At 38.8% G+C, this 21,285-nt stretch carries 26 protein-coding genes; 2 read left to right on the top strand and 24 right to left on the bottom strand.

What is annotated here, in order from left to right; all coding sequences use genetic code 11:
* Window positions 1-37: 37 nt before the first annotated feature.
* From atpB to VF726_RS27775, 10 genes are all read right to left on the bottom strand, one after another.
* On the bottom strand, window positions 38-757 hold the full coding sequence (atpB, locus tag VF726_RS27820) for a F0F1 ATP synthase subunit A (RefSeq protein WP_016085476.1): 720 nt from the start codon (window positions 755-757) through the stop codon (window positions 38-40).
* Between the two features lie 7 nt (window positions 758-764).
* Window positions 765-1,157 carry an ATP synthase subunit I gene (locus tag VF726_RS27815; protein ID WP_000567600.1) on the bottom strand — a complete coding sequence of 131 codons (393 nt, stop codon included), beginning with the start codon at window positions 1,155-1,157 and terminating at the stop codon, window positions 765-767.
* Window positions 1,157-1,381, bottom strand: a complete 225-nt coding sequence (locus tag VF726_RS27810) for an AtpZ/AtpI family protein (protein ID WP_001171223.1) — start codon at window positions 1,379-1,381, stop codon at window positions 1,157-1,159. Before VF726_RS27810 ends, VF726_RS27815 begins: the two co-directional genes overlap by 1 nt.
* A gap of 26 nt (window positions 1,382-1,407) precedes the next feature.
* On the bottom strand, window positions 1,408-1,521 hold the full coding sequence (locus tag VF726_RS27805) for a DUF4024 domain-containing protein (protein WP_000232962.1): 114 nt from the start codon (window positions 1,519-1,521) through the stop codon (window positions 1,408-1,410).
* 373 nt (window positions 1,522-1,894) lie between these two features.
* Window positions 1,895-2,524: a uracil phosphoribosyltransferase gene (gene upp, locus VF726_RS27800; RefSeq protein WP_000517539.1), complete on the bottom strand. Its 630-nt coding sequence runs from the start codon at window positions 2,522-2,524 to the stop codon at window positions 1,895-1,897.
* Window positions 2,525-2,796: 272 nt separating this feature from the next.
* Window positions 2,797-4,038, bottom strand: a complete 1,242-nt coding sequence (glyA, locus tag VF726_RS27795; RefSeq protein ID WP_048528047.1) for a serine hydroxymethyltransferase — start codon at window positions 4,036-4,038, stop codon at window positions 2,797-2,799.
* Window positions 4,039-4,254: 216 nt separating this feature from the next.
* A complete protein-coding gene (locus VF726_RS27790; protein WP_440173437.1) occupies window positions 4,255-4,845 on the bottom strand; it encodes a TIGR01440 family protein in 591 nt (196 codons plus the stop codon).
* A 48-nt stretch (window positions 4,846-4,893) separates the two neighbouring features.
* Complete coding sequence (gene rpiB, locus VF726_RS27785; RefSeq protein WP_440173435.1) at window positions 4,894-5,337, bottom strand: ribose 5-phosphate isomerase B; 444 nt, start codon at window positions 5,335-5,337, stop codon at window positions 4,894-4,896.
* 96 nt (window positions 5,338-5,433) lie between these two features.
* Window positions 5,434-5,874 carry a low molecular weight protein arginine phosphatase gene (locus tag VF726_RS27780; protein WP_440173433.1) on the bottom strand — a complete coding sequence of 147 codons (441 nt, stop codon included), beginning with the start codon at window positions 5,872-5,874 and terminating at the stop codon, window positions 5,434-5,436.
* Between the two features lie 246 nt (window positions 5,875-6,120).
* Window positions 6,121-6,618, bottom strand: a complete 498-nt coding sequence (locus VF726_RS27775) for a PTS sugar transporter subunit IIA (RefSeq protein WP_000473666.1) — start codon at window positions 6,616-6,618, stop codon at window positions 6,121-6,123.
* Between the two features lie 387 nt (window positions 6,619-7,005).
* Between VF726_RS27775 and VF726_RS27770 the strand changes: the two genes are divergently transcribed.
* Both VF726_RS27770 and VF726_RS27765 read left to right on the top strand, forming a co-directional pair.
* Window positions 7,006-7,392, top strand: coding sequence for a DoxX family protein (locus VF726_RS27770; RefSeq protein WP_000968618.1), 387 nt, complete (start codon window positions 7,006-7,008; stop codon window positions 7,390-7,392).
* A gap of 159 nt (window positions 7,393-7,551) precedes the next feature.
* Window positions 7,552-8,163 (top strand): flavin reductase family protein, encoded by a 612-nt coding sequence (locus tag VF726_RS27765; protein WP_144614929.1) that lies wholly within the window; start codon window positions 7,552-7,554, stop codon window positions 8,161-8,163.
* Window positions 8,164-8,475: 312 nt separating this feature from the next.
* Here VF726_RS27765 and VF726_RS27760 read toward each other — a convergent pair whose 3' ends face one another.
* The 14 genes from VF726_RS27760 to VF726_RS27695 all read right to left on the bottom strand — a co-directional run bounded on the left by VF726_RS27760 (window position 8,476) and on the right by VF726_RS27695 (window position 21,264).
* Window positions 8,476-8,751 (bottom strand): DUF3935 domain-containing protein, encoded by a 276-nt coding sequence (locus VF726_RS27760; protein ID WP_429607210.1) that lies wholly within the window; start codon window positions 8,749-8,751, stop codon window positions 8,476-8,478.
* 84 nt (window positions 8,752-8,835) lie between these two features.
* Window positions 8,836-8,964, bottom strand: a complete 129-nt coding sequence (locus VF726_RS27755) for a hypothetical protein (RefSeq protein WP_342716437.1) — start codon at window positions 8,962-8,964, stop codon at window positions 8,836-8,838.
* A 19-nt stretch (window positions 8,965-8,983) separates the two neighbouring features.
* Window positions 8,984-9,532 carry a manganese efflux pump MntP gene (locus VF726_RS27750; RefSeq protein ID WP_440173430.1) on the bottom strand — a complete coding sequence of 183 codons (549 nt, stop codon included), beginning with the start codon at window positions 9,530-9,532 and terminating at the stop codon, window positions 8,984-8,986.
* A 77-nt stretch (window positions 9,533-9,609) separates the two neighbouring features.
* A complete protein-coding gene (locus VF726_RS27745; protein ID WP_440173429.1) occupies window positions 9,610-10,650 on the bottom strand; it encodes an L-threonylcarbamoyladenylate synthase in 1,041 nt (346 codons plus the stop codon).
* Between the two features lie 108 nt (window positions 10,651-10,758).
* A complete protein-coding gene (locus tag VF726_RS27740) occupies window positions 10,759-11,217 on the bottom strand; it encodes a mechanosensitive ion channel protein (RefSeq protein WP_000758435.1) in 459 nt (152 codons plus the stop codon).
* 49 nt (window positions 11,218-11,266) lie between these two features.
* Window positions 11,267-12,130 carry a stage II sporulation protein R gene (spoIIR, locus tag VF726_RS27735; protein WP_440173428.1) on the bottom strand — a complete coding sequence of 288 codons (864 nt, stop codon included), beginning with the start codon at window positions 12,128-12,130 and terminating at the stop codon, window positions 11,267-11,269.
* A gap of 112 nt (window positions 12,131-12,242) precedes the next feature.
* Window positions 12,243-13,094 (bottom strand): peptide chain release factor N(5)-glutamine methyltransferase, encoded by an 852-nt coding sequence (prmC, locus tag VF726_RS27730; RefSeq protein ID WP_440173426.1) that lies wholly within the window; start codon window positions 13,092-13,094, stop codon window positions 12,243-12,245.
* Window positions 13,094-14,161 (bottom strand): peptide chain release factor 1, encoded by a 1,068-nt coding sequence (gene prfA / locus VF726_RS27725; protein ID WP_166702851.1) that lies wholly within the window; start codon window positions 14,159-14,161, stop codon window positions 13,094-13,096. The genes prmC and prfA overlap by 1 nt, the downstream gene beginning before the upstream one ends.
* A gap of 391 nt (window positions 14,162-14,552) precedes the next feature.
* On the bottom strand, window positions 14,553-15,140 hold the full coding sequence (locus VF726_RS27720) for a thymidine kinase (protein WP_000280862.1): 588 nt from the start codon (window positions 15,138-15,140) through the stop codon (window positions 14,553-14,555).
* A gap of 108 nt (window positions 15,141-15,248) precedes the next feature.
* The gene (locus VF726_RS27715; protein ID WP_000643433.1) at window positions 15,249-15,494 is read right to left on the bottom strand and encodes a type B 50S ribosomal protein L31; all 246 of its coding nucleotides are present in this window, start codon (window positions 15,492-15,494) and stop codon (window positions 15,249-15,251) included.
* Between the two features lie 388 nt (window positions 15,495-15,882).
* A complete protein-coding gene (gene rho / locus VF726_RS27710) occupies window positions 15,883-17,154 on the bottom strand; it encodes a transcription termination factor Rho (RefSeq protein ID WP_001053898.1) in 1,272 nt (423 codons plus the stop codon).
* A gap of 549 nt (window positions 17,155-17,703) precedes the next feature.
* On the bottom strand, window positions 17,704-18,669 hold the full coding sequence (gene glpX, locus VF726_RS27705) for a class II fructose-bisphosphatase (RefSeq protein ID WP_000442336.1): 966 nt from the start codon (window positions 18,667-18,669) through the stop codon (window positions 17,704-17,706).
* A 116-nt stretch (window positions 18,670-18,785) separates the two neighbouring features.
* The gene (gene murA / locus VF726_RS27700) at window positions 18,786-20,075 is read right to left on the bottom strand and encodes a UDP-N-acetylglucosamine 1-carboxyvinyltransferase (RefSeq protein WP_440173425.1); all 1,290 of its coding nucleotides are present in this window, start codon (window positions 20,073-20,075) and stop codon (window positions 18,786-18,788) included.
* A 331-nt stretch (window positions 20,076-20,406) separates the two neighbouring features.
* A complete protein-coding gene (locus tag VF726_RS27695) occupies window positions 20,407-21,264 on the bottom strand; it encodes a class II fructose-bisphosphate aldolase (RefSeq protein WP_001131852.1) in 858 nt (285 codons plus the stop codon).
* Window positions 21,265-21,285: the final 21 nt, after the last annotated feature.

The following is a 21,285-nucleotide window of genomic DNA, read 5'->3' as shown; positions in this document are numbered from 1 at the left end:
ATTATAAAAAAATAAATTTTTTCTTACTTAAATTATATTAATGGTCATGGCTTACTTTATGAGCCATATAAACCATCGTTAACATAACGAAAATAAATGACTGGATTGATCCAACGAATACGCTGAACCCCATCCATGCTAACATTGGTACAAGCGCACCTAATGCTCCAAGGAATGATGCCCCGCCTAACTTAGCAAGTAATCCTAATAAGATCTCACCTGCATAAATGTTACCAAATAAACGAAGACCTAACGTTAATGTGTTAGCAAACTCCTCAATAACCTTTAATGGGAATAAGAATTTCATCGGTTGGAAATAACCTTTAACGTATTCTTTCGTACCCTTCATCTTAATTCCATAATAATGGGTGAGGGTAACTACCATCACGGCTAATGTTAATGTAACTGCTGGATCAGACGTTGGTGATCTCCACCATGCAATATGTTCGCCAGCCTCAACTGTTGAATACATGAATGGTAAACCAAGGAAGTTCGATACGATGATAAACATGATAAGCGTAACGCCAAGCGTTAAGAAACGTCCACCTGTTTTCCAGTCCATCGTACTATTGATAATCCCTTTCACGAAGTCAAACACCCATTCCATGAAATTTTGCATTCCTGTTGGGCGAAGAGCTAAGCTGCGAGTTCCGATAACAGCGATTAAGAAAACAATAACTGCTGCTACAGTAACCATCATAACTGATGACAAATCGAACGTTAAACCTAGAAATTCAACTAATCTACCGTGTTCCACTAGTAATTCACCTCTCTTCCCTGCTCTTATACTCTAAATAAAGAAAATCTATGATCATGACAAGGTATCCTGTCAGCAATCCCACACCTAAGCCCCACATCGCAATTAACTCTTGATATTTGGCTGCAAATAAAATTAATAACCCAATCGTGGCGAATCTCGAATATGTACTTACCGCTGTTGCCTTAAACTTCACGTTTTCTCCATTTGTTACGCGATCCAACAGCTTGTCTGTTCTACGTGCAATGATGCGCAAACTAAGAAAACTGAAAATCGTTCCGATAATCAGCCCAAGAAACACATCCTTGTAAGAGGTGAATCCCCATCCTAGTACTAGAAGCGCAAGCAAGTAGTACATATATTTCTTTTGTCTTTGGACAAGTCCATGTACGTCTATCATCATTGCTCTCCCGAATAGTAATGTCGAATGAGTCGAATCATTGCGTATACCCCTGTTCCTAATCCGAGTAATAACCCTATAATAAGAAACAATGGAAACGTTCCAACCTTATTATCAATCCACTGCCCACCAAAGATTCCAACAAGAATAGAACCGACTAATTGAGCAAGAATACCTGACATTAAAGCATAAGCTTTTATATGGCTGCGATCGTTTTTTTGCAAGGATTCATCCCTCCAATATGTAACCCTCATTCACGATGTGTTAATAATAACTCATTTTTTTGCATAAATCCTATACAAAATAAAAAGTTTACATTTTCGTCACGGAATAGATGTAATTTTGTCACTGAAAGCCCTACCATCTATCCCCGTTGTTAGCATACAATAGGGTATTAACAGTGTCAACGAGAAATCGTAAAAAATCAAAAAATTTGAGTATTAGTCATTTCCTCCCAAAAATGAAAACGTTCCCCTTCTAAATACTGGTTAGAGATATGCAATTTCTAACAGTTTTCTCATTATAATAGAAGGAAATGTTCACAAGTTTGTCACCATTATATTTTTACGATATAACGCTTTCCTTCCATAATATAGTGCTCTTTAGACGTAAGACTTCTATATTATATGTGATGTGTATGCAACTTATGTTGTATATACTATGTATATTTATCCCCCCCTCCCCTACCTCATCAAGTTACAAAAAAACGAGAGGGGAATCCCCTCTCGTCAGTTGTCTTACTTCGTTCCGAATAAACGGTCACCAGCATCACCAAGACCTGGTACTACATATCCGTGGTCATTTAATTTCTCATCTAATGCTGCTACATAAATATCAACATCAGGATGTTCTTCTTGTACTACTTTTACTCCTTCTGGAGCTGCAACGATACACATTAATTTAATTTGTTTTGCACCGCGCTTTTTCAGAGAGTTAATTGCTTCAGCTGCAGAACCACCTGTTGCTAGCATCGGATCTAGTACGATAAAGTCACGCTCTTCTACATCCGTTGGAAGTTTCACATAGTATTCTACCGGTTGCAATGTTTTAGGATCGCGGTATAAACCAACGTGTCCTACTTTTGCTGCTGGAATTAATTTCAGAATTCCATCAACCATTCCTAAACCTGCACGTAAAATCGGAATTAAACCAAGTTTTTTACCAGCGATCACTTTTGTTGTCGCTTTGCTTACAGGCGTTTCAATTTCAATATCTTTAAGTGGAAGGTCACGAGTAATTTCAAAAGCCATTAAGCTTGCTACTTCGTCCACTAATTCACGAAAATCTTTCGTACCTGTATTCTTATCGCGAATATATGTAATCTTATGTTGAATTAACGGGTGATCAAATACATACAGTTTTCCCATGTGAATCTCTCCTTTAGATGATATTCATGCGTTTGCACGCTTTTTTACACTATTTACGATTGTAAAGAAAACGCTACTAATATTCAAGGGCAAATTTGGCAAAATCATGATTTTACGATGAATCTATCTAGTATCTTTACCAATTATGGGAGCTGTATCCTTCATTATATCGCCAAAATTTATTCATCATTTGTATACATACTTAAAGAACAATATATGTCCAAAAAAAAGACTGCTAAAACAATTACGTTTCAGCAGTCTTCTTCAATCTATTATAGATCTGTGTACATTGGGAATTTGCTCGTTAACGCTTCTACACGCTTACGTGCTTCTTCTAATGCAGCTTCATTTTCATGATTTTTTAATGTGTAAGCAATAAGTGACGCAATTTCATCCATATCTTCTAAACCGAAACCACGAGATGTTACAGCTGCCGTACCGATACGTACACCGCTCGTTACAAATGGGCTTGCTGTTTCAAATGGAATTGTATTTTTGTTCACTGTAATACCAACTTCATCTAATACGTGCTCTGCTACTTTACCTGTGATTTCTAAGTTGCGAACGTCAATCAGGATTAAGTGATTGTCTGTTCCGCCAGAAACAAGTGTCAGTCCTTCTTTTTGAAGACCTTCAGCTAAGCGATTTGCATTATTAATGATATTTTGTGCATATGTTTTAAACTCATCTTGTAGTGTCTCACCAAATGCAACAGCTTTTGCAGCGATTACGTGCATAAGTGGACCACCTTGAATACCAGGGAAGATTGATTTATCAATTTGTTTTGCAAATTTCTCTTCACATAAAATCATACCACCACGTGGGCCACGTAATGTTTTATGTGTTGTCGTCGTAACGAAATGTGCATGTGGCACTGGGTTTGGATGTAAACCAGCAGCTACTAAACCAGCGATATGTGCCATATCAACCATAAAGTATGCACCCACTTCATCTGCAATCTCACGGAATCGTTTGAAATCGATAACACGAGGGTATGCACTTGCACCCGCAACGATTAATTTTGGTTTATGTTCTTTCGCTTTTGCTAATACATCATCGTAATTAATACGGTGAGATTCAGCATCCACGCCATATTCTACGAAATTATATTGTACTCCACTAAAGTTAACAGGGCTTCCGTGTGTTAAGTGACCACCATGAGATAAATTCATACCAAGTACTGTATCGCCTTGCTCTAAAATCGTGAAGTATACTGCCATGTTCGCTTGTGCACCAGAATGCGGTTGAACATTTACGTGCTCTGCGCCGAAAATTTCTTTCGCGCGATCACGTGCGATATCTTCTACTACGTCTACGTGTTCACAACCACCATAGTAACGTTTTCCAGGATATCCTTCAGCATACTTATTCGTTAAAACAGAACCTTGCGCCTCCATTACTGCTTCACTTACGAAGTTTTCCGAAGCAATTAGCTCAATCTTTGAACGCTGTCTTCCTAGTTCTGCCTCAATTGCAGCAAATACCTTTTCATCTTGACGTTTTAAATGATCCACCAAAATCCCCCTTTTCTGAACGAATTACATCGATTCCCAATAGTTTTTTCTCATTTATTCAGAAAAAACGAAAATTCAGGTTGTAATTCTTTCGAACCTTCATGTTTTCAACTACATTCTAACATGACTTTCTTTATCATAAAAGAAAAAAAAGACCGAAAATCAGTCTTTTCTTTCTTCTATGATAAAGTCAGACAACATACCTTATTCGTAACTTTAACGGCAAGTGATAGTCTCTTCCTTCGCCGCATAAACAGCACGTGCTCCACCAATTAGTTTTCCACGTGTTTTCGCCATCGTTACATGCGCACTTCCAATTTCCTTTACACTTGTACGAACTGGAACGGCTACATGCTTTAAATGCATACCGATAAATGTATCGCCAATATCCATTCCGGCATCTGCTTTAATAAATTCAACTACTACCGGATCTTTCAAATTGTGATACGCGTATGTTGCTAATGCACCACCTGCTGATCTAACAGGCGTAACTGTTACAATTTCAAATTGATATTTCATCGCCACATCTCTCTCAACTACTAAAGCACGATTTAAATGCTCACAACATTGAAAAGCCAATTCGATACCTGTTTGTTCTTGAAATTGTTTTAACTCAGAAAAAATCGCTTCTGCCACTTCCATCGTTCCTGATGTTCCAATTCTTTCTCCTAGCACTTCGCTCGTGCTACACCCCACTACAAAAATTTGACCACTTTGTAATGAAGCTTGCTCTTGGAAATCAGAAAGCGACATTTGTAGCTGTTCTCTTACCTTTACGATTTCTGTCATTACGCCTCTTCCTTTCACAGGTTGGTTCACCAAATTATATTTCATACTGCTTCTAGTTAGAATCTATTACTTTGTTTCGTATGTTTTAATTTTTCCTACGCGGTTTTCGTGACGGCCACCTTCAAATTCAGTTGTTAACCAAATTTTTGCGATGTCACGTGCTAAACCAGCACCAATTACACGCTCGCCCATTGCTAACATGTTTGTATCATTATGCTCTCTCGTTGCTTTCGCACTGAAAGTATCATGAACTAACGCACAACGGATACCGTTTACTTTGTTTGCTGCAATTGACATACCGATGCCTGTCCCACAAACTAAAATACCACGATCTACTTCATCATTCGCTACCATTTCTGCTGCAGGAAATGCAAAATCAGGGTAATCAACAGAACCAGCTTCACATTCACAACCTAAATCAATATATTCAATATTTAATTCTTCTAATAAACTTACAAGTTCTTTACGGATATTCATACCGCCGTGATCAGATGCTACTACTACTTTCATTTTTACCCCTCCAAAATTCCAATCAATTATCTTCATTTCTCACTCCAACCTTTAATGGGACGAAGTGATCTCCAATATCGTATTATACACGAAACATCAACCTTCTGAATGTTTTTTCAGTAAAGTTTGTACAAGTTTTTCCATCTCATCTAGCGTTTCTTTATAAATAGAGAGAGATCCGCCAAATGGATCTGAAATATCCTTACTCATCCCCTCAGTTACTCCGTATAATGTATCTATTTTCTCTTCAACACTCGGATAATGCCCAAGAACAATTTGCTTATGGTTTTCCGTCATTGTTACTATAATATCTGCCCAATCAATCAAAGTTTCGTTCACCTGCTGCGCGGCATGATCGATTGCAATTCCCTTTTCAGCTAAGGCTTCCTTTGCATGTACCGACGCATCACTTCCAGGATAGGCGAAAACACCAGCAGATTGCACTTCAAACTTACCTTCTCCATAATGACGAAGTAACGCCTCAGCCATCGGACTACGGCATGTATTTCCAGTGCAAACAAATAATACTCGTTTCATCCAAACCCACCCCTTTTCTCTGTTTCTTATCCTTTATCATAGCGTACATTAGAATAGAACAAAAGAAATGTGAATATACGAAAGGCGCATTTCTCTTATATTTTTTCTAAGAAAAATGCGCCTTATCCACATATATGTGAAACCCTATTTCCAAGTGCCTAAAGTATTTTAACATACATAACGCACGCACAACAAAACAAAATAAGGAATCCATTTCATACGAAACGGATTCCTCTTATACAATCATTATTTCATTGTAACTTTCATTACTTCTGTTGAACCTTTTGTAGCAGTTACACCTACAGTTGTCTTAATAGACTCAGCTGCATCTGTGTTTGTAATAACGATTGGAGTAATTGTGCTTTTCGCTTTTTCACGAATTAATTCTAAGTCGAATGAGATTAATTTATCTCCAGCTTTGACAGCTTGTCCTTCAGAAACGTGAGCTTCGAAACCTTCGCCTTCCATTTTTACAGTTTCTAATCCAACGTGGATTAAAATTTCTGTACCGTTTTTCGCTTTAATTCCAATCGCATGTTTCGTGTGGAATAATTGTACGATTTCACCATCAACTGGAGATACAACTACACCTTCAGTAGGATCGATTGCAACACCGTCACCCATCATACGACCAGCGAATACTGGATCTGGTACTTCTTCAATATTTTTCACTGCTCCAGTTAATGGAGCTACGATTGTTTCTTCATTTGTTTTTGAACCAAGACCGAATAATTTTTTAAACATAGGATAGTCCTCCTTATAATTTACCTAAAAGTTTATAGGGCAATCTCTATTAAAGATCTGAATAAACGTAAGACCTCATACTTCGAATATTATACTGTAAAAACGCTTTCGAAATAAATTACGTCATTACTATTAGACTCTTATTGTAGCGTCTCACAAAATTCCAGTCAATTCTGATTGTCTGAATAACAATAAGAAGTTAACTTCTACTTATATTTTCTCTTTTTTTACCCAACTTGTCTAGAGGTCTTTACTACATTTTATTTTTTGTTGCTAATTTGTAAAATTTAATTCAAACTTTTTTCAAAATCAACTTGACTAAAGTAAGTAACTATTTTATTATTACTTACGTAAGGTAAGTTAATAACTTTTAGGAGGTTTTTAAAAATGATGGATTTCGGTCTTCTTATTATTCGTCTTATTATAGGTATTACATTCATGGGTCATGGTGCTCAAAAATTATTTGGTTGGTTCGGCGGTTACGGTTTAAAAGGAACAGGTGGCTGGATGGAATCAATTGGTTTACGCCCTGGTGTATTTATGGCATTTATGGCTGGCGCAACTGAATTATTAGGTGGCTTCTTATTCGCATCGGGTATTTTCACTGCAATCGGTTCATTATTTATCGTTGGAACAATGTTAATGGCAATCTTCACTGTTCATGGAAAAAACGGTTACTGGGTTACCCAAAATGGATATGAATATAACTTAATGTTAATCGCTGTTGCTATCGGTGTAGCTTTAATCGGGCCTGGCGCATACGTTTTACTATAATTTTTATCTTGAATTCGAGATTATTTAGACGGAACTTACTTCATTGTGGTTGAAGTAAGTTCTTTTTATGTAATAAAAATATTATTTTCAGCAGGAGTTTTCCACTATCATCTTGTAAACAAACAATAAGTCGTCATATTTAGAAAGGGGATTTCAAGTATGTTATCCATTAATCCAAACGAACAAACGGAAAAAGAGAATTACAAATTATTAACAGGAAGTATTATTCCACGTCCTGTCGCATTCGTTACTTCTGTAACAAAAGACGGCATATTAAACGGCGCACCATACAGTTATTTCAACATCGTTGCTGCAAATCCACCACTTATTTCAGTTTCTGTGCAACGGAAAGCAGGAGAAAGAAAGGACACTTCTCGAAATGCAATTGAAAAAGGTGAGTTTGTCGTACATATTTCTGATGAATCTTACGTAGAAGCAATTAACGAAACAGCAGCTAACCTCCCGCCAAATGAAAGTGAAATTGAACTAGCAAAATTAACACCAATTGAAAGTGATGTCATCTCCGTTCCAGGGGTAAAAGAAGCAAACATTCGAATGGAATGCGTACTAGAACGCGCAATCCCTCTAGGTGGAACAGAAGACTCACCAGCCTGCGATCTACTAATCGGACGAGTCGTTCGTTTCCACGTCGCAGAACACCTATACGAAAAAGGTCGCATTCACGCAGAAGGACTAAAACCAGTAAGCCGCCTAGCAGGACACAACTACGCAAAACTTGGAGAACAATTTGAATTGGTGAGGCCTGTTTAAAAGCGAAGGCGGCTCGTTCAAAATCGTAGGGCATTGGAACTCTCGACCTTGAAGCGCTCTTTGCTTCGAGTGAGAGAGTGAAATGACCGGAGATTTTAGCCGCTGGAGCTGGATATGTTTAAAAGTGGAAGTGGCCCGTTTAGCTCTGACCAGCTAAGGTTCTCTCGCACAAAAGGTGCTTTTTTACCTTTAGTGCGAGAGGTTCTTAGATGCGAAGAGCTGGCCACTGGAACTGGATATATTTAAAGGCGGAAGCCGCTCGCTCTACTACATCATCCAAAAAATCCCCCGCTAAAAGCGGGGGATTTTTTTTTATAATTCTTCCTTTTTTTCCTCTAAAGTAGGTACTTTCTCTTTTTTCGGTTTCCCAAGCTTAATTACGAAGAAGTAAAGGGAAAGCAATGTAATTAGAAAAACAATTAAAAACGGGTATGGAGAATAAAAAGCACGCGCTGCCTCCGTTTTTCCCGCAACAAACTTCAATGACTCAATATCTAAAAACTCAGCAAACATTTGTACACCGAGCATACTAAACCAAAATACAAAAAAACTAATAATAATACCAAAAACTTGCTTCAATCTCGTCATTCATCTCATCCTTTCTATATGTGTAATTTTTTAGCGTAATCAGTATAGTATAAATAAAACTATGCACAGAAAGGAGCTATCTTACTATTCGCGAACCAACTTAATCCAACCTAAAATTGAAATTTGCAAAATAATACCCCAAATAACAAGCAGTCGTAACCACCTCGGAAAGAAAGTTACAAAGCGAATATACCATTCCAATAACTTGTTCATAACGCCCTCCTCCTTAAAATTATATAGGAAAAAGGAGATATAATCCAAATCCAACCAAAATGATACCGCCTACTATCTCGCCGTATGTGCCGAGCATACCTTTCGCATGCCTACCAATTAATAAACCAAGCCATGCTAATAACATACTAACAAACCCAAAAAGTAATATCGTAATAAGTGTCTGCGCTCCGTAAATACCAAGACTAAGGCCTACTGAAAAACTATCTATACTAACACCAAATGCAAATACGAATAAACTAATTCCAATAGGGGCCGTTCTAGTCTCTTCATTCTCCAAAATAGAGGAATATACAATATAGAACCCTAGTCCAATTAATAAAATAGCACCTGCAAAATGTGCAATATCCCCATACTGCTCTGATAAAAAACGACCTAATACCATCCCTATAAATGGCATGATAATATGAAATATCCCTATCGTCATACCGATATACAGGATTTGTCTTCCCTTTAAGGTCATCATTCCCATACCAAGACTCACCGAGAATGCATCCATCCCTAAGGCGAATGCCATAATTGTTAAAGGTATTAGCTGTTCAAACGTCATTCATGCCCCTCCTCGGACGTGCTACTTCAAAATATGCTTATCCGAGGAGAAATATTCTGTTTGCTAATCGTACCTTATCATTCAGTAATAATTTGATGCCCTGCTGCTTTCGTTAAGCGATTCATAATGGCATTCCCTATTCCTTCATTCGGGAATGATTCACTAAAAATAACATCTACTTCACTTGCATCAAACGTTCTAAGTACATCATATAATTTAGTCGCAACGCTAGCTAAATCGCTTCTTATACCACAAGACAATACAACATCCGCGCTATATACGTGCTGATACTCTTCTGTCGTTAATACACCTACTTTGAATCCTTCTTCCTTCTTCTCATCCACAAGGCGTTGAATAAATTCACGTGAACCTTCAACAATACTCAGTGGCGCTTTCGGTGCATAATGCGTATATTTCATTCCAGGTGATTTCGGTTTTTCCTTCTCATCCTTTAAAGCCGGATCTAAAGAAACCGTGCCGATTACCGCTTCCAATTGTTCTTTCGTAATCCCACCTGGGCGTAATATCGTCGGGACATCGCTCGTACAATCAATTACAGTCGATTCAACACCTACGCCTGTTGCACCACCATCTACAATACCTGCGATTTTCTCATTCAAATCTTCATATACGTGAGATGCTAACGTCGGACTTGGACGACCTGAACGATTCGCACTCGGTGCTGCAACAGGTACATTTGCCTCTTCAATAAGAGCAAGTGCTACTGGATGATCAGGCATTCTTACTCCAACCGTATTAAGTCCTGCCGTCACCTTTTCTGAAATTCCTTCTTTTCTAGGTAAAATAATTGTTAACGGTCCTGGCCAAAAATGTTCCATTAACTTCTCAGCAACTGGCGGAATTTCTGTCACAATCCCATCTAACTGCGATTTTGCACCGATGTGGACAATCAGTGGATTATCACTCGGTCTTCCTTTTGCTTCAAAAATTTTCGCGATCGCTTCATCATTCATTGCGTTTGCGCCTAGTCCATATACCGTTTCGGTAGGGAAGGCAATCGCCTCATTTTCCCTTAATAATTTTGCTGCTTCTTGTAACTGTGGATAATATTTTTTTCTTTCCACAACATTATCCACAACCCACATATTTGTATGCATTTTTTCCCACGTCCTTTTCTACCCTGAAATACTTGTCTATTTTTAGTTTACTATGAGATTTATCCAAAAGACAAACAAGGTTTATCCACAAAATGTGGATAAACCTAATTAATCCGTGGATAACTTTGTGAATAGCTGACAATTTAGTATTATTGCATTTGGTTCTTTTATATTTTTACAAAAGTGTTCTAACTGTCGAATTCCCTCTGGTACGTTTTCTTTCTCTATAGTAACAAAGTCAAAAAACTGAAAGATCGTTATAGATTGTGGATGATTTGTTAATAAGTACAATTGTCGAATATTTTTTTCTTTCATATACTGCAAAAACATTTCAAAAAAATATAAGAAAGTCTGCTTATCCACATTAGGTGTGAATAAACAAGAACGAATCAGTGCGTTTTCTTCACTTTGTTCATATCCGATGACAGCTCGTATTTCTTCCGCCTCTTCCAAAATCATAAATTGCGCGTACAACTCATTTATTTTATCATCTTTTTTATTAGCTTGTCCGAAAAAAGAATGCAATCTTTCCACATCTGCTTTCGTCGCAAAATATACCTTCTTCATAGTAAATCCCTCCTCTTTTTTATATATGAGAAGGGATTTACGAATAGTACTATTTAGAGAATAAAGATGTAAAAGCTTCTACAATAAATAACTTAACTTCTGGCTTTTCCTCTTCCTCCTCAACTTTTACATACTCATTTTGTTTTTCTTGTTTTTGTTCCACAGCTTCCTCCACTTTTTCTACTGTTTTTGTTTCTTCTTTATTTACAGGCGGTTCTTCTACTTTCGTTTCATTTTTTACTACTTTCGTTTCAGAAGTTGTTACTTTTTTTAAGACTTCCTGCTTTACTACTTTCTTTTCTTTCACCTCATCCTCTTTTTTCTCTTCTGGACTTACTACTTCTTCATCTAATGGTTTTACCTGCTCCTCTTCGGGAGATTCAGCCTTCACAACATGTTCTTCTTTCTTTACAGCTGTACCACTTGAAAAATCCAAGAAACACATCGGCGGAAATAATACACACCACCAGTTTGCCCCTTCACCTTCACCAATTGTAATCAATACCGCCTCATACTCCCCTGCTGGGTAAATAAAATTCCCATATACCTTTGTCGGAAACTTTACATTCTTACTGAATTTCACTTGAAACGAATCTTTACTACCTTCTTTTTTCAACGTATTTGCCACTGTTTTTTCGATTTCTGGAATATGGCTTTGAATGACTTTACGCGCCTCTTCAAATGAAGTCAAATCCGCTACCCATCCATCAATTTGTGCTTTTACTTCATCACGCACTTTGCGCTTTAACTCCTGATCTTTATCTGAATCACTATTTGCTAAAATCCGTAATCGAACGGCCTCTTTAGGAATAACTGAAGGCCCTTTCGCATCAGCTTTCATATATCCAAACTGCACAAGCAACTGTGCACCAATTAATAATAGAAGAAGATAAGCAATAACTTGTTTTTTCATTTCCTCCACCGTCCCTTCTACAAACAGTGTGGACAGACTTTCATCTTTCTAAACTATTAAATTCGAAATCTATATGAATTTTTCCACAAAAAAATAGAGTAAGGTGTGAACCTTACTCTATTTCTGCAAATACCATACGGTCTTTTCCATTAATATCAAAAACAACCTCAACCTGAGCATGTGGAAAAACTTGTTGTAACAGCCCTTTCACGTCCTTACCTTGCCCTACTCCAATTTCAAATGCCACAATTGCTTTCTTCTGCAATACATTCGGCAACTCTTCCATAAAGCGGCGATAGAAATCTAATCCGTCTTCACCGCCAACAAGTGCTCTCTTTGGCTCATGCTCTTTCACCACAGGAGAAAGGCCACGCCAATCTTCTTCCGGTATATATGGAGGATTTGAAACCACAACATCTAACTTTTGACCCGTTTTATAAAATGGCGATAATAAATCACCGTGATAGAACGTTACTTCTGCGCCCAAAGCTTTTGCATTTTCTTTTGCAACCTCAATCGACTCCTGCGCAATATCTACCGTATACACATGAAGATTTTTATTTTCTAAAGCAAGTGTAATCGAAATCGCTCCGCTACCTGTACCGATATCTGCTACATGTAGTTTCTCATCACCAAAATGGCGCTCGATTCTTTCTAATACTCCCACTATAAGCTCTTCTGTTTCCGGTCTTGGTATTAATACTTCTTCATTCACAAAGAATGATCGGCCATAAAACATTTCATAACCCATCATATATTGAATAGGAATACCTTCTACATGCTTGTGGATAAACTCTGTAAAACTTGTTTCTTGTTCCGCAGTTATTTCCTCACGCATATTCATCAACAATCCAGTTCTATTCACCTTTAATACATGACAAAGGACAATTTCTCCCGCATTTTCATCTCGTCCATTTTCCTGTAAAAAAGAAGAAGCCCATTTCAGGGCTTCATAGACACGCATTACTCAGCTGCCTCCATCTTTTGAGCCTGATCTTCCATCACTAAGGCATTGATGAAATCATCTAACTTACCTTGTAAGATTTGATCTAGCTTTTGAATCGTTAAGCCGATTCGATGGTCTGTAACACGGTTTTGCGGGAAGTTATACGTACGAATACGCTCTGAACGATCACCCGTACCAACAGCTTGTTTACGGTTTTGATCATACTCAGCTTGTGCTTCTTGTCTAAACTTATCATAAACACGTGCGCGTAATACTTTCATCGCTTTTTCTTTATTCTTAATTTGTGATTTCTCATCCTGACACGATACAACTACACCAGTCGGTAAATGCGTTAAACGTACCGCTGACATCGTTGTATTAACGCTCTGTCCACCAGGTCCACTAGAAGCGAATGTATCAACACGAACATCTTTCTCATGAATGTCAATTTCTACTTCTTCTGCCTCTGGTAATACAGCTACAGTTGCTGTAGATGTATGAATACGTCCACCAGATTCCGTTTCAGGAACACGTTGTACACGGTGAGCACCATTCTCGAATTTCAGCTTCGCGAAAGCACCTTTACCGTTAATCATAAAGATAATCTCTTTATATCCACCTAATTCTGTGTAGCTTGCCTCGATAATCTCCGTTTTCCAACCTTGCACCTCAGCGTAACGGCTATACATACGGTATAAATCACCAGCAAATAACGCAGCCTCATCGCCACCAGCAGCTCCACGAACCTCAACGATAACGTTCTTATCATCGTTAGGGTCTTTTGGTACAAGTAAGATTTTCAGACGCTCTGATAATTCTTTATCTTGTCCTTCTAATTCAGAAACCTCTTCTTTTACCATTTCACGCATTTCTGCGTCTAACTTATCTTCTAACATTGCTTTCGCATCTTTTAATTGCTCACGAACATCCTTATACTCACGATACACCTCTACCGTTTCCTGTATATCAGACTGTTCCTTTGAATATTCACGAAGCTTATTTGTATCGCTAATAACCTCTGGGTCGCTTAGCAATTCATTTAACTTCTCATAACGATTCTCTACAGCTTGCAAACGATCTAACACATCATTCACCTCTACATCCTAGTATCTAATACAAATAGTATATGGTACTTACTCAAAAAAACGCAAATTATATTTAAAAGTGGTGGTGGCTCATTCAGCTCTGACCAGCTAAGGTTCTTTCGCCCTAAAGGTGCTTTTTACCTTTCGGGCGGAAGGTTCTTAGATGCGAAGAGCTAGCCACCAGAACTAGATATATTTAAAAGCGCAAGCGGCTTGCTCAGAATCGCAGACCATTGGAGCTCTCGACCTTGAAGCGTCCTTTGCTTCGAGCGAGAGAGTGAAATGGCCGGAGATTCTAGCCGCTGGAGCTAGATAATATATTTAAAAGTGGAGACGGCTTATAACGCTCACACTCTCTATTCTGAAAAAAACCCGCCTTGCGCAGCGAGTTTTACTTATCTTTGTTTGTAGGAACTGCATGACAATGACGACAGCGTGGTTCATACGATTCTGAAGCCCCAACTAAAATAATTGGATCATCAAATGCCGCTGGTTCTCCATCAATTAATCGTTGTGTACGACTTGCCGGAGACCCACATGCAGAACATACTGCTTGTAGTTTTGTTACATGTTCAGCAATCGCCATCAGCTGAGGAACTTGTCCAAATGGTAGACCACGGAAATCTTGGTCTAAACCAGCTACAATGACACGATAGCCACGATTTGCCAATACTTGCACCACTTCCACAATGTCCCCATCAAAGAATTGCACCTCATCGATTGCAATTACATCCATTTCTTCAGTGATATGTTCAAATATATCTTTTGAAGCTGAAACAGGAACTGCTTTTACCTTTAATCCGTTATGTGATACAACGTCTTCTTCACTATAGCGATTATCAATACATGGTTTAAATACAATTGCATGTTGTTTCGCAAATTGCGTACGACGCACACGGCGGATAAGCTCTTCTGATTTACCAGAAAACATACTACCGCAAATCACTTCAATCCAACCGTTCTGATTTATTAAGTACATGAAGCTCTCCTTTCATCTACTTTTTAATTAAAAGTAGGGTAAAGGTATAATATTTTCGCAAAAAAAACAGACAAGCGAATACATACACTTGCCTGTTTTATGTTTTTATTACTTAAGACCGTATTTCTTATTGAAGCGGTCAACGCGTCCGTCTGCAGTAGCAAACTTCTGACGTCCAGTGTAGAATGGGTGAGAATCAGAACTGATCTCAACTTTTAATAATGGATAAGTGTTACCATCTTCCCACTCAACAGTTTCGTTAGATCCTTTAGTAGATCCGCTTAAGAATTTGAAGCCTGTGTTTGTGTCCATGAATACAACTTTCTTGTAATCTGGGTGAATTCCTGCTTTCATTCTTTTCATCTCCTTCCGCCCTGAATCATTTTCGAAACAGAGTTTTTCATCTTCAGCTGCATACACAACTATATTGATGAAACACATATGATGAAATTATAACAAGGCTAACTTCATTTTGCAACTACCTGTTTTTGTCTTTTTGATTTTAAAAGCGCAAGCGGCTCGTTTAGAATCCAGGACACTTCAAACTCTCGACCTTGAAGCGCTTTTTGCTTCATGCGAGAGAGCGAAATGACCGGAGATTCTAGCCGCTATCAACTTAAATCAGAGCCACCTCATCCAACTAGAATCAACTAATATTCTTCCACGCATCGCTCTTTAACATTACCTAAAAAACATAAAAAACTCGCTTACCACAAAATAAGCGAGTCCCAATCTTTTCCCTTTACTTCGTTGTTACATATCTTTTCGAATCTGCAACAATGTTTTGTAAAAATTCTTCATTTGTCTTTGTTTGACGAAGTTTACGTAAGAAACCTTCGACAAAGTCCGGTGTATCGCGCATTGTTTTACGAATACCCCATAACTTGTCTAAATGTTCTTTCGGAATCAATAGATCTTCTTTACGTGTACCAGAACGGCGAATATCAATTGCCGGGAAGATACGACGCTCAGCTAATGAACGATCTAAGTGAAGTTCCATATTTCCAGTTCCTTTAAATTCCTCGTAAATTACATCGTCCATACGAGATCCTGTATCAACAAGCGCTGTTGCTAAAATCGTTAAGCTACCGCCTTCTTCAATATTACGAGCAGCTCCAAAGAAACGCTTCGGTCTATGGAAGGCAGCCGGGTCGATACCACCCGATAATGTTCTACCACTTGGCGGAATAACAAGGTTGTAAGCTCGCGCTAAACGGGTAATACTATCCATTAAAATGATAACATCTTTCTTGTGCTCTACAAGACGCATTGCACGTTCTAACACAAGTTCCGCTACTTTAATATGATTTTCTGGTACTTCATCAAAAGTAGAACTTACAACATCTCCTTTAACAGAACGTTCAATGTCTGTTACTTCCTCTGGACGCTCATCAATTAAAAGTACAATTAATTCAGCTTCCGGATGATTTGTTGTAACACTATGTGCGATTTCTTTTAATAGACTAGTTTTACCAGCCTTTGGAGGCGCGACAATTAAACCACGTTGTCCAAATCCAACTGGTGCGATTAAATCCATGATGCGTGTCGGTAACTTTTTCGGTTCCGTTTCCAATTTCATTTGGCGATCTGGGTATAATGGTGTTAATGCAGGGAAATGCACACGCTCTTTTGCTGACTCTGGATCATCTCCGTTTACAGCTTCAACTTGTAATAATCCAAAATAGCGTTCATTTTCTTTCGGAGGTCGTACTTTACCAGAAACCTTGTCTCCATTACGTAAATCGAAACGACGAATTTGCGAAGCTGAGATATAAATATCTTCTGAGCTTGGAGAGTAGTTGATAGGACGTAGGAATCCAAATCCTTCTGATTGAATAATTTCTAATACGCCTTCCATGAAGAAGAAGCCTTCTTTTTCTGCTCGAGCTTTTAAAATGGCGAAGATTAACTCTTTTTTCGTTAATTTGCTATAATACGAAATCTTAAATTCCTTCGCAAGCTCGTATAACTCTTTTAATTTCATGTTTTCTAATGCTGCAATTGACAAATTCATTCAGACACCACACTTTAACATTATTCTCTTTTCACATGGGTAAAGGGAAAAAATACGGAAGGCAAATAATTAATAATGAAAGGCAATAAGTTCAAGTAGGGTAATATTCACTATTGTAACCCTTTTATCTAGTTTTAATCAATACGTTGGAACACAAATACAAGAAGCGAAGACAAGAAAATTTGTCTTCGCTTTTTATATTTCTTTCTTTTTTCTACTCACCTGATTTTAAGGGAGAATAGATAAGGCATTTCACTCTCTCGTTTGAAGTGCCCTGCGATTCTGAACGAGCCGCTTCCACCTTTTATTTAATCCAGCTCCGGTGGCTAGAAGGGTCAGTCATTTCACCCCTTCCTACGAGGCACAAAACGCCTCTTCGTCAGGAGCTCCAATGCCTTCCCCTTCTGAGCAAGCCACCTCCGCTTTTTACTTAAATCCAGTTCCAGCGGCTAGAATCTCCGGTCATTTCACTCTCTCACTCGAAGCAAAGAGCGCTTCAAGGTCGAGAGTTCCAATGCCCTGCGATTCTGAGCAAGCCGCTTCCACCTTTTATTTAATAACCAAGTTCGGTTTTTTATTCAAGCTGTGACGTCCGTCTACGAAGCGTACTGTGCCTGATTTTGCACGCATAACTAGAGATTGTGTTGTTCCTACGCTTCCTTTAAATTGAACGCCGCGTAATAGTTCTCCGTCTGTTACGCCTGTTGCTGCGAAGATTGCATCGTCACCTTTTACTAAGTCCTCCATGCGAAGGATGCGGTTGATGTCTTCTATGCCCATCTTTTTGCAACGCGCCAATTCAGCTTCGTTTTGCGGTAATAGTTTTCCGTGAATCTCCCCGCCTAGACATTTTAATGCAACTGCTGCTAATACACCCTCAGGCGCACCACCAGAGCCGAATAAAATATCTACACCTGTACGATCAAATGCAGTGTTAATTGCGCCAGCTACGTCTCCATCATTAATTAATTTAATGCGAGCACCAGCTTTACGAATTTCTTCAATAATCGCTTGATGACGTGGACGGTTTAAAACTGTCGCTACAACATCTTCAATATCTTTATTTTTCGCTTTCGCAACTGCACGTAAGTTATCGATAATAGGCGCATCAATATCGACCGCCCCAACCGCTTCTGGGCCAACCGCGATTTTATCCATGTACATGTCAGGAGCATGTAACAAATTGCCGTGATCTGCAATTGCAATAACAGCAAGGGCATTCCATCCACCAGCTGCCACGATGTTTGTCCCTTCTAAAGGATCAACTGCAACGTCTACACGTGGACCATATCCTGTACCTAATTTTTCTCCGATATATAGCATTGGTGCTTCATCCATTTCACCCTCACCAATTACAACTGTCCCTTTCATCGGAATTGTATCAAATACATCACGCATAGCTGATGTTGCTGCACCGTCTGCCTCATCCTTTTTCCCGCGTCCCATCCAACGCGCTGATGATAAAGCTGCAGCCTCTGTTACACGTACTAACTCCATAGATAAACTTCTTTCCACGATAATCCCTCTCCTTTAAGTCTTTATATTTCTGCCGTATTGTGTGAACCGTGTTTTTCTATAAAGTGTACTTCCGCAAGTAGTGATGCTTCGCTTCCCCCTTACGGAAGTATCACTTATGCGTTCTTCATCTCTTCAATTTCTTCGTGTGTCATTTGTTCTCGCCAAATGTTTGCGCCAAGCCCTTTAAGCTTGTCTACTATATTTTCATAACCTCGATCGATATGCTCAAGTCCAGTTACTTCTGTAATTCCATCCGCCATTAACCCGGCAATAACAAGGGCCGCTCCAGCTCGTAAGTCACTCGCTTTCACTTTTGCACCTTGCAATAAAACAGGGCCAGTTACAATTGCCGAACGACCTTCTACTTTAATTTGTGCATTCATACGACGTAATTCATCAATGTGTTTAAAACGTGCGCCGTAAATCGTATCCGTTACAACACCCGTTCCATGGGCTTTTGTTAAAAGTGTTGTAAACGGCTGTTGTAAGTCTGTTGGGAAACCTGGATATACAAGCGTTTTTATATCAACTACTTTTAACCTTCTATTACCATTCACTGTAATTTGGTCATCGTTCGTTTCAACTTGAACACCAGCTTCTCTTAACTTCGCCGTAACTGACTCTAAATGCTGAGGAATAACATTATCAACTGTTACTTCTCCTCCTGATGCAGCTCCTAAAATCATATACGTACCCGCTTCAATGCGGTCCGGAATGATCGTATGGTGACAACCATGCAGTGAATCCACACCATCAATTCGGATTACATCTGTACCAGCACCTTTAATACGTGCCCCCATGCTTGTTAACAATGTAGCAACATCAATAATCTCTGGTTCTTTCGCTGCGTTTTCAATAACAGTTCTACCTTTCGCTCGTACAGCTGCTAGCATAATATTAATCGTGGCTCCTACACTAACAACATCTAAATAAATACGTGCCCCGCGTAGTTCATCTGCTCTTAAATAGATAGCACCTTGTTCATTCGTAACATGTGCACCTAACGCTTCAAACCCTTTAATGTGTTGATCAATCGGCCTCGGTCCTAAATGACATCCACCTGGAAGCCCAATAACAGCTTTTTTAAAACGGCCAAGCATCGCACCCATTAAATAATAAGAAGCACGCAATTTTTTCACTTTTCCATTTGGTAAAGGCATTGCAACCATGTTAGAAGGATCGACTACCATCTCTTCCTCCTGTCCATAAGTTACTCTTCCTCCAATTTCCTCTAGTAAGTCTCCTAACATTTTCACGTCCGAAATATTAGGGACACCACCAATAGTTACTGGAGTATCTGCTAAAATTGTCGCTGGAATTAGTGCAACGGCGCTGTTCTTTGCACCACTCACGCGAATTGTTCCATTTAAAGCTCTTCCGCCTTCAATTAGCAATTTTTCCATATTGAGCTCCCTTCTTGTGAATGTATTTACTTTCTATATTTTTATAGAAAGCTCCCCTTAAGAATCTCAATCACTCTTTCCACCCTAACACTCAATAAATAGGAAACCATTATCTTCATTTCTCCTGTAGTACGAATAGATAAAGATTAACTATTCATCGAATTCACTTTATCAATCTAGATACGTTATCACATTTATTAATAGGACTATGCACATTATTTTCTATTTCAAAAACAAAATGATAAAATCTTTAGACTTGTTCACGCTTTCATTATACAACGAAAGGAAACCGTCTAAAAGACTAGACGGTTTCCAAAACGGAATTTTATTCTTACGCTTTACCGTTAGAACCGAATTCACGCATTTTACCAGCAACAGTTGCTTTAATAGCGTCGCGGCCAGGTCCGATAAATTTACGAGGATCGTAAACTTCTTGGTCCTTGTTTAATACTTCACGAACAGCTTTTGTAAACTCGATTTGGTTCTCAGTGTTTACGTTGATTTTTGAAGTACCTAAAGAGATAGCTTTTACGATATCAGCAGTTGGGATACCAGTACCACCGTGTAATACTAAAGGTACACCAGTGAAGTCACGAACTTGTTCCATTTCAGCGAATCCTAAGTTAGGCTCACCTTTGTAAGGACCGTGTACAGAACCTAAAGCTGGAGCTAGGCAATCGATACCTGTTGCTTCAACAAGGTGCTTACACTCTGCTGGGTCAGCGTAAATTACACCTTCAGCGATTACGTCGTCTTCTTGTCCGCCAACTGTTCCAAGCTCAGCTTCAACAGATACGTTACGAGCGTGTGCATATTCTACTACTTTTTTAGTAGTTTCAACGTTTTCTTCGAATGGGTGGTGAGAAGCGTCGATCATTACAGATGTGAAACCTGCATCGATTGCTTCTTTACATTTTTCGAAGCTTGAACCATGGTCAAGGTGAATCGCTACAGGAACAGTGATGTTCATTTCTTCGATTAAAGCTTTAACCATAGCTACAACTGTTTTGAAACCAGTCATATGACGAGCTGCACCCTCAGATACACCTAGGATTACAGGAGATTTTTCTTCTTCCGCAGCAGCTAAGATAGCTTGAGTCCACTCTAAGTTGTTCATGTTGAATTGACCAACTGCGTATTTTCCTTCTAGTGCTTTGTTTAGCATTTCTTTCATAGAAACTAAAGGCATGGTGAATCCTCCTAAAAAACG

Source organism: Bacillus sp. Brlt_9 (genome assembly GCF_051948935.1).
In the GTDB taxonomy this organism is placed as follows: domain Bacteria; phylum Bacillota; class Bacilli; order Bacillales; family Bacillaceae_G; genus Bacillus_A.
Note: the sequence above shows the minus strand (reverse complement) of the source record. Positions and strands in the feature narration are given on the sequence as shown.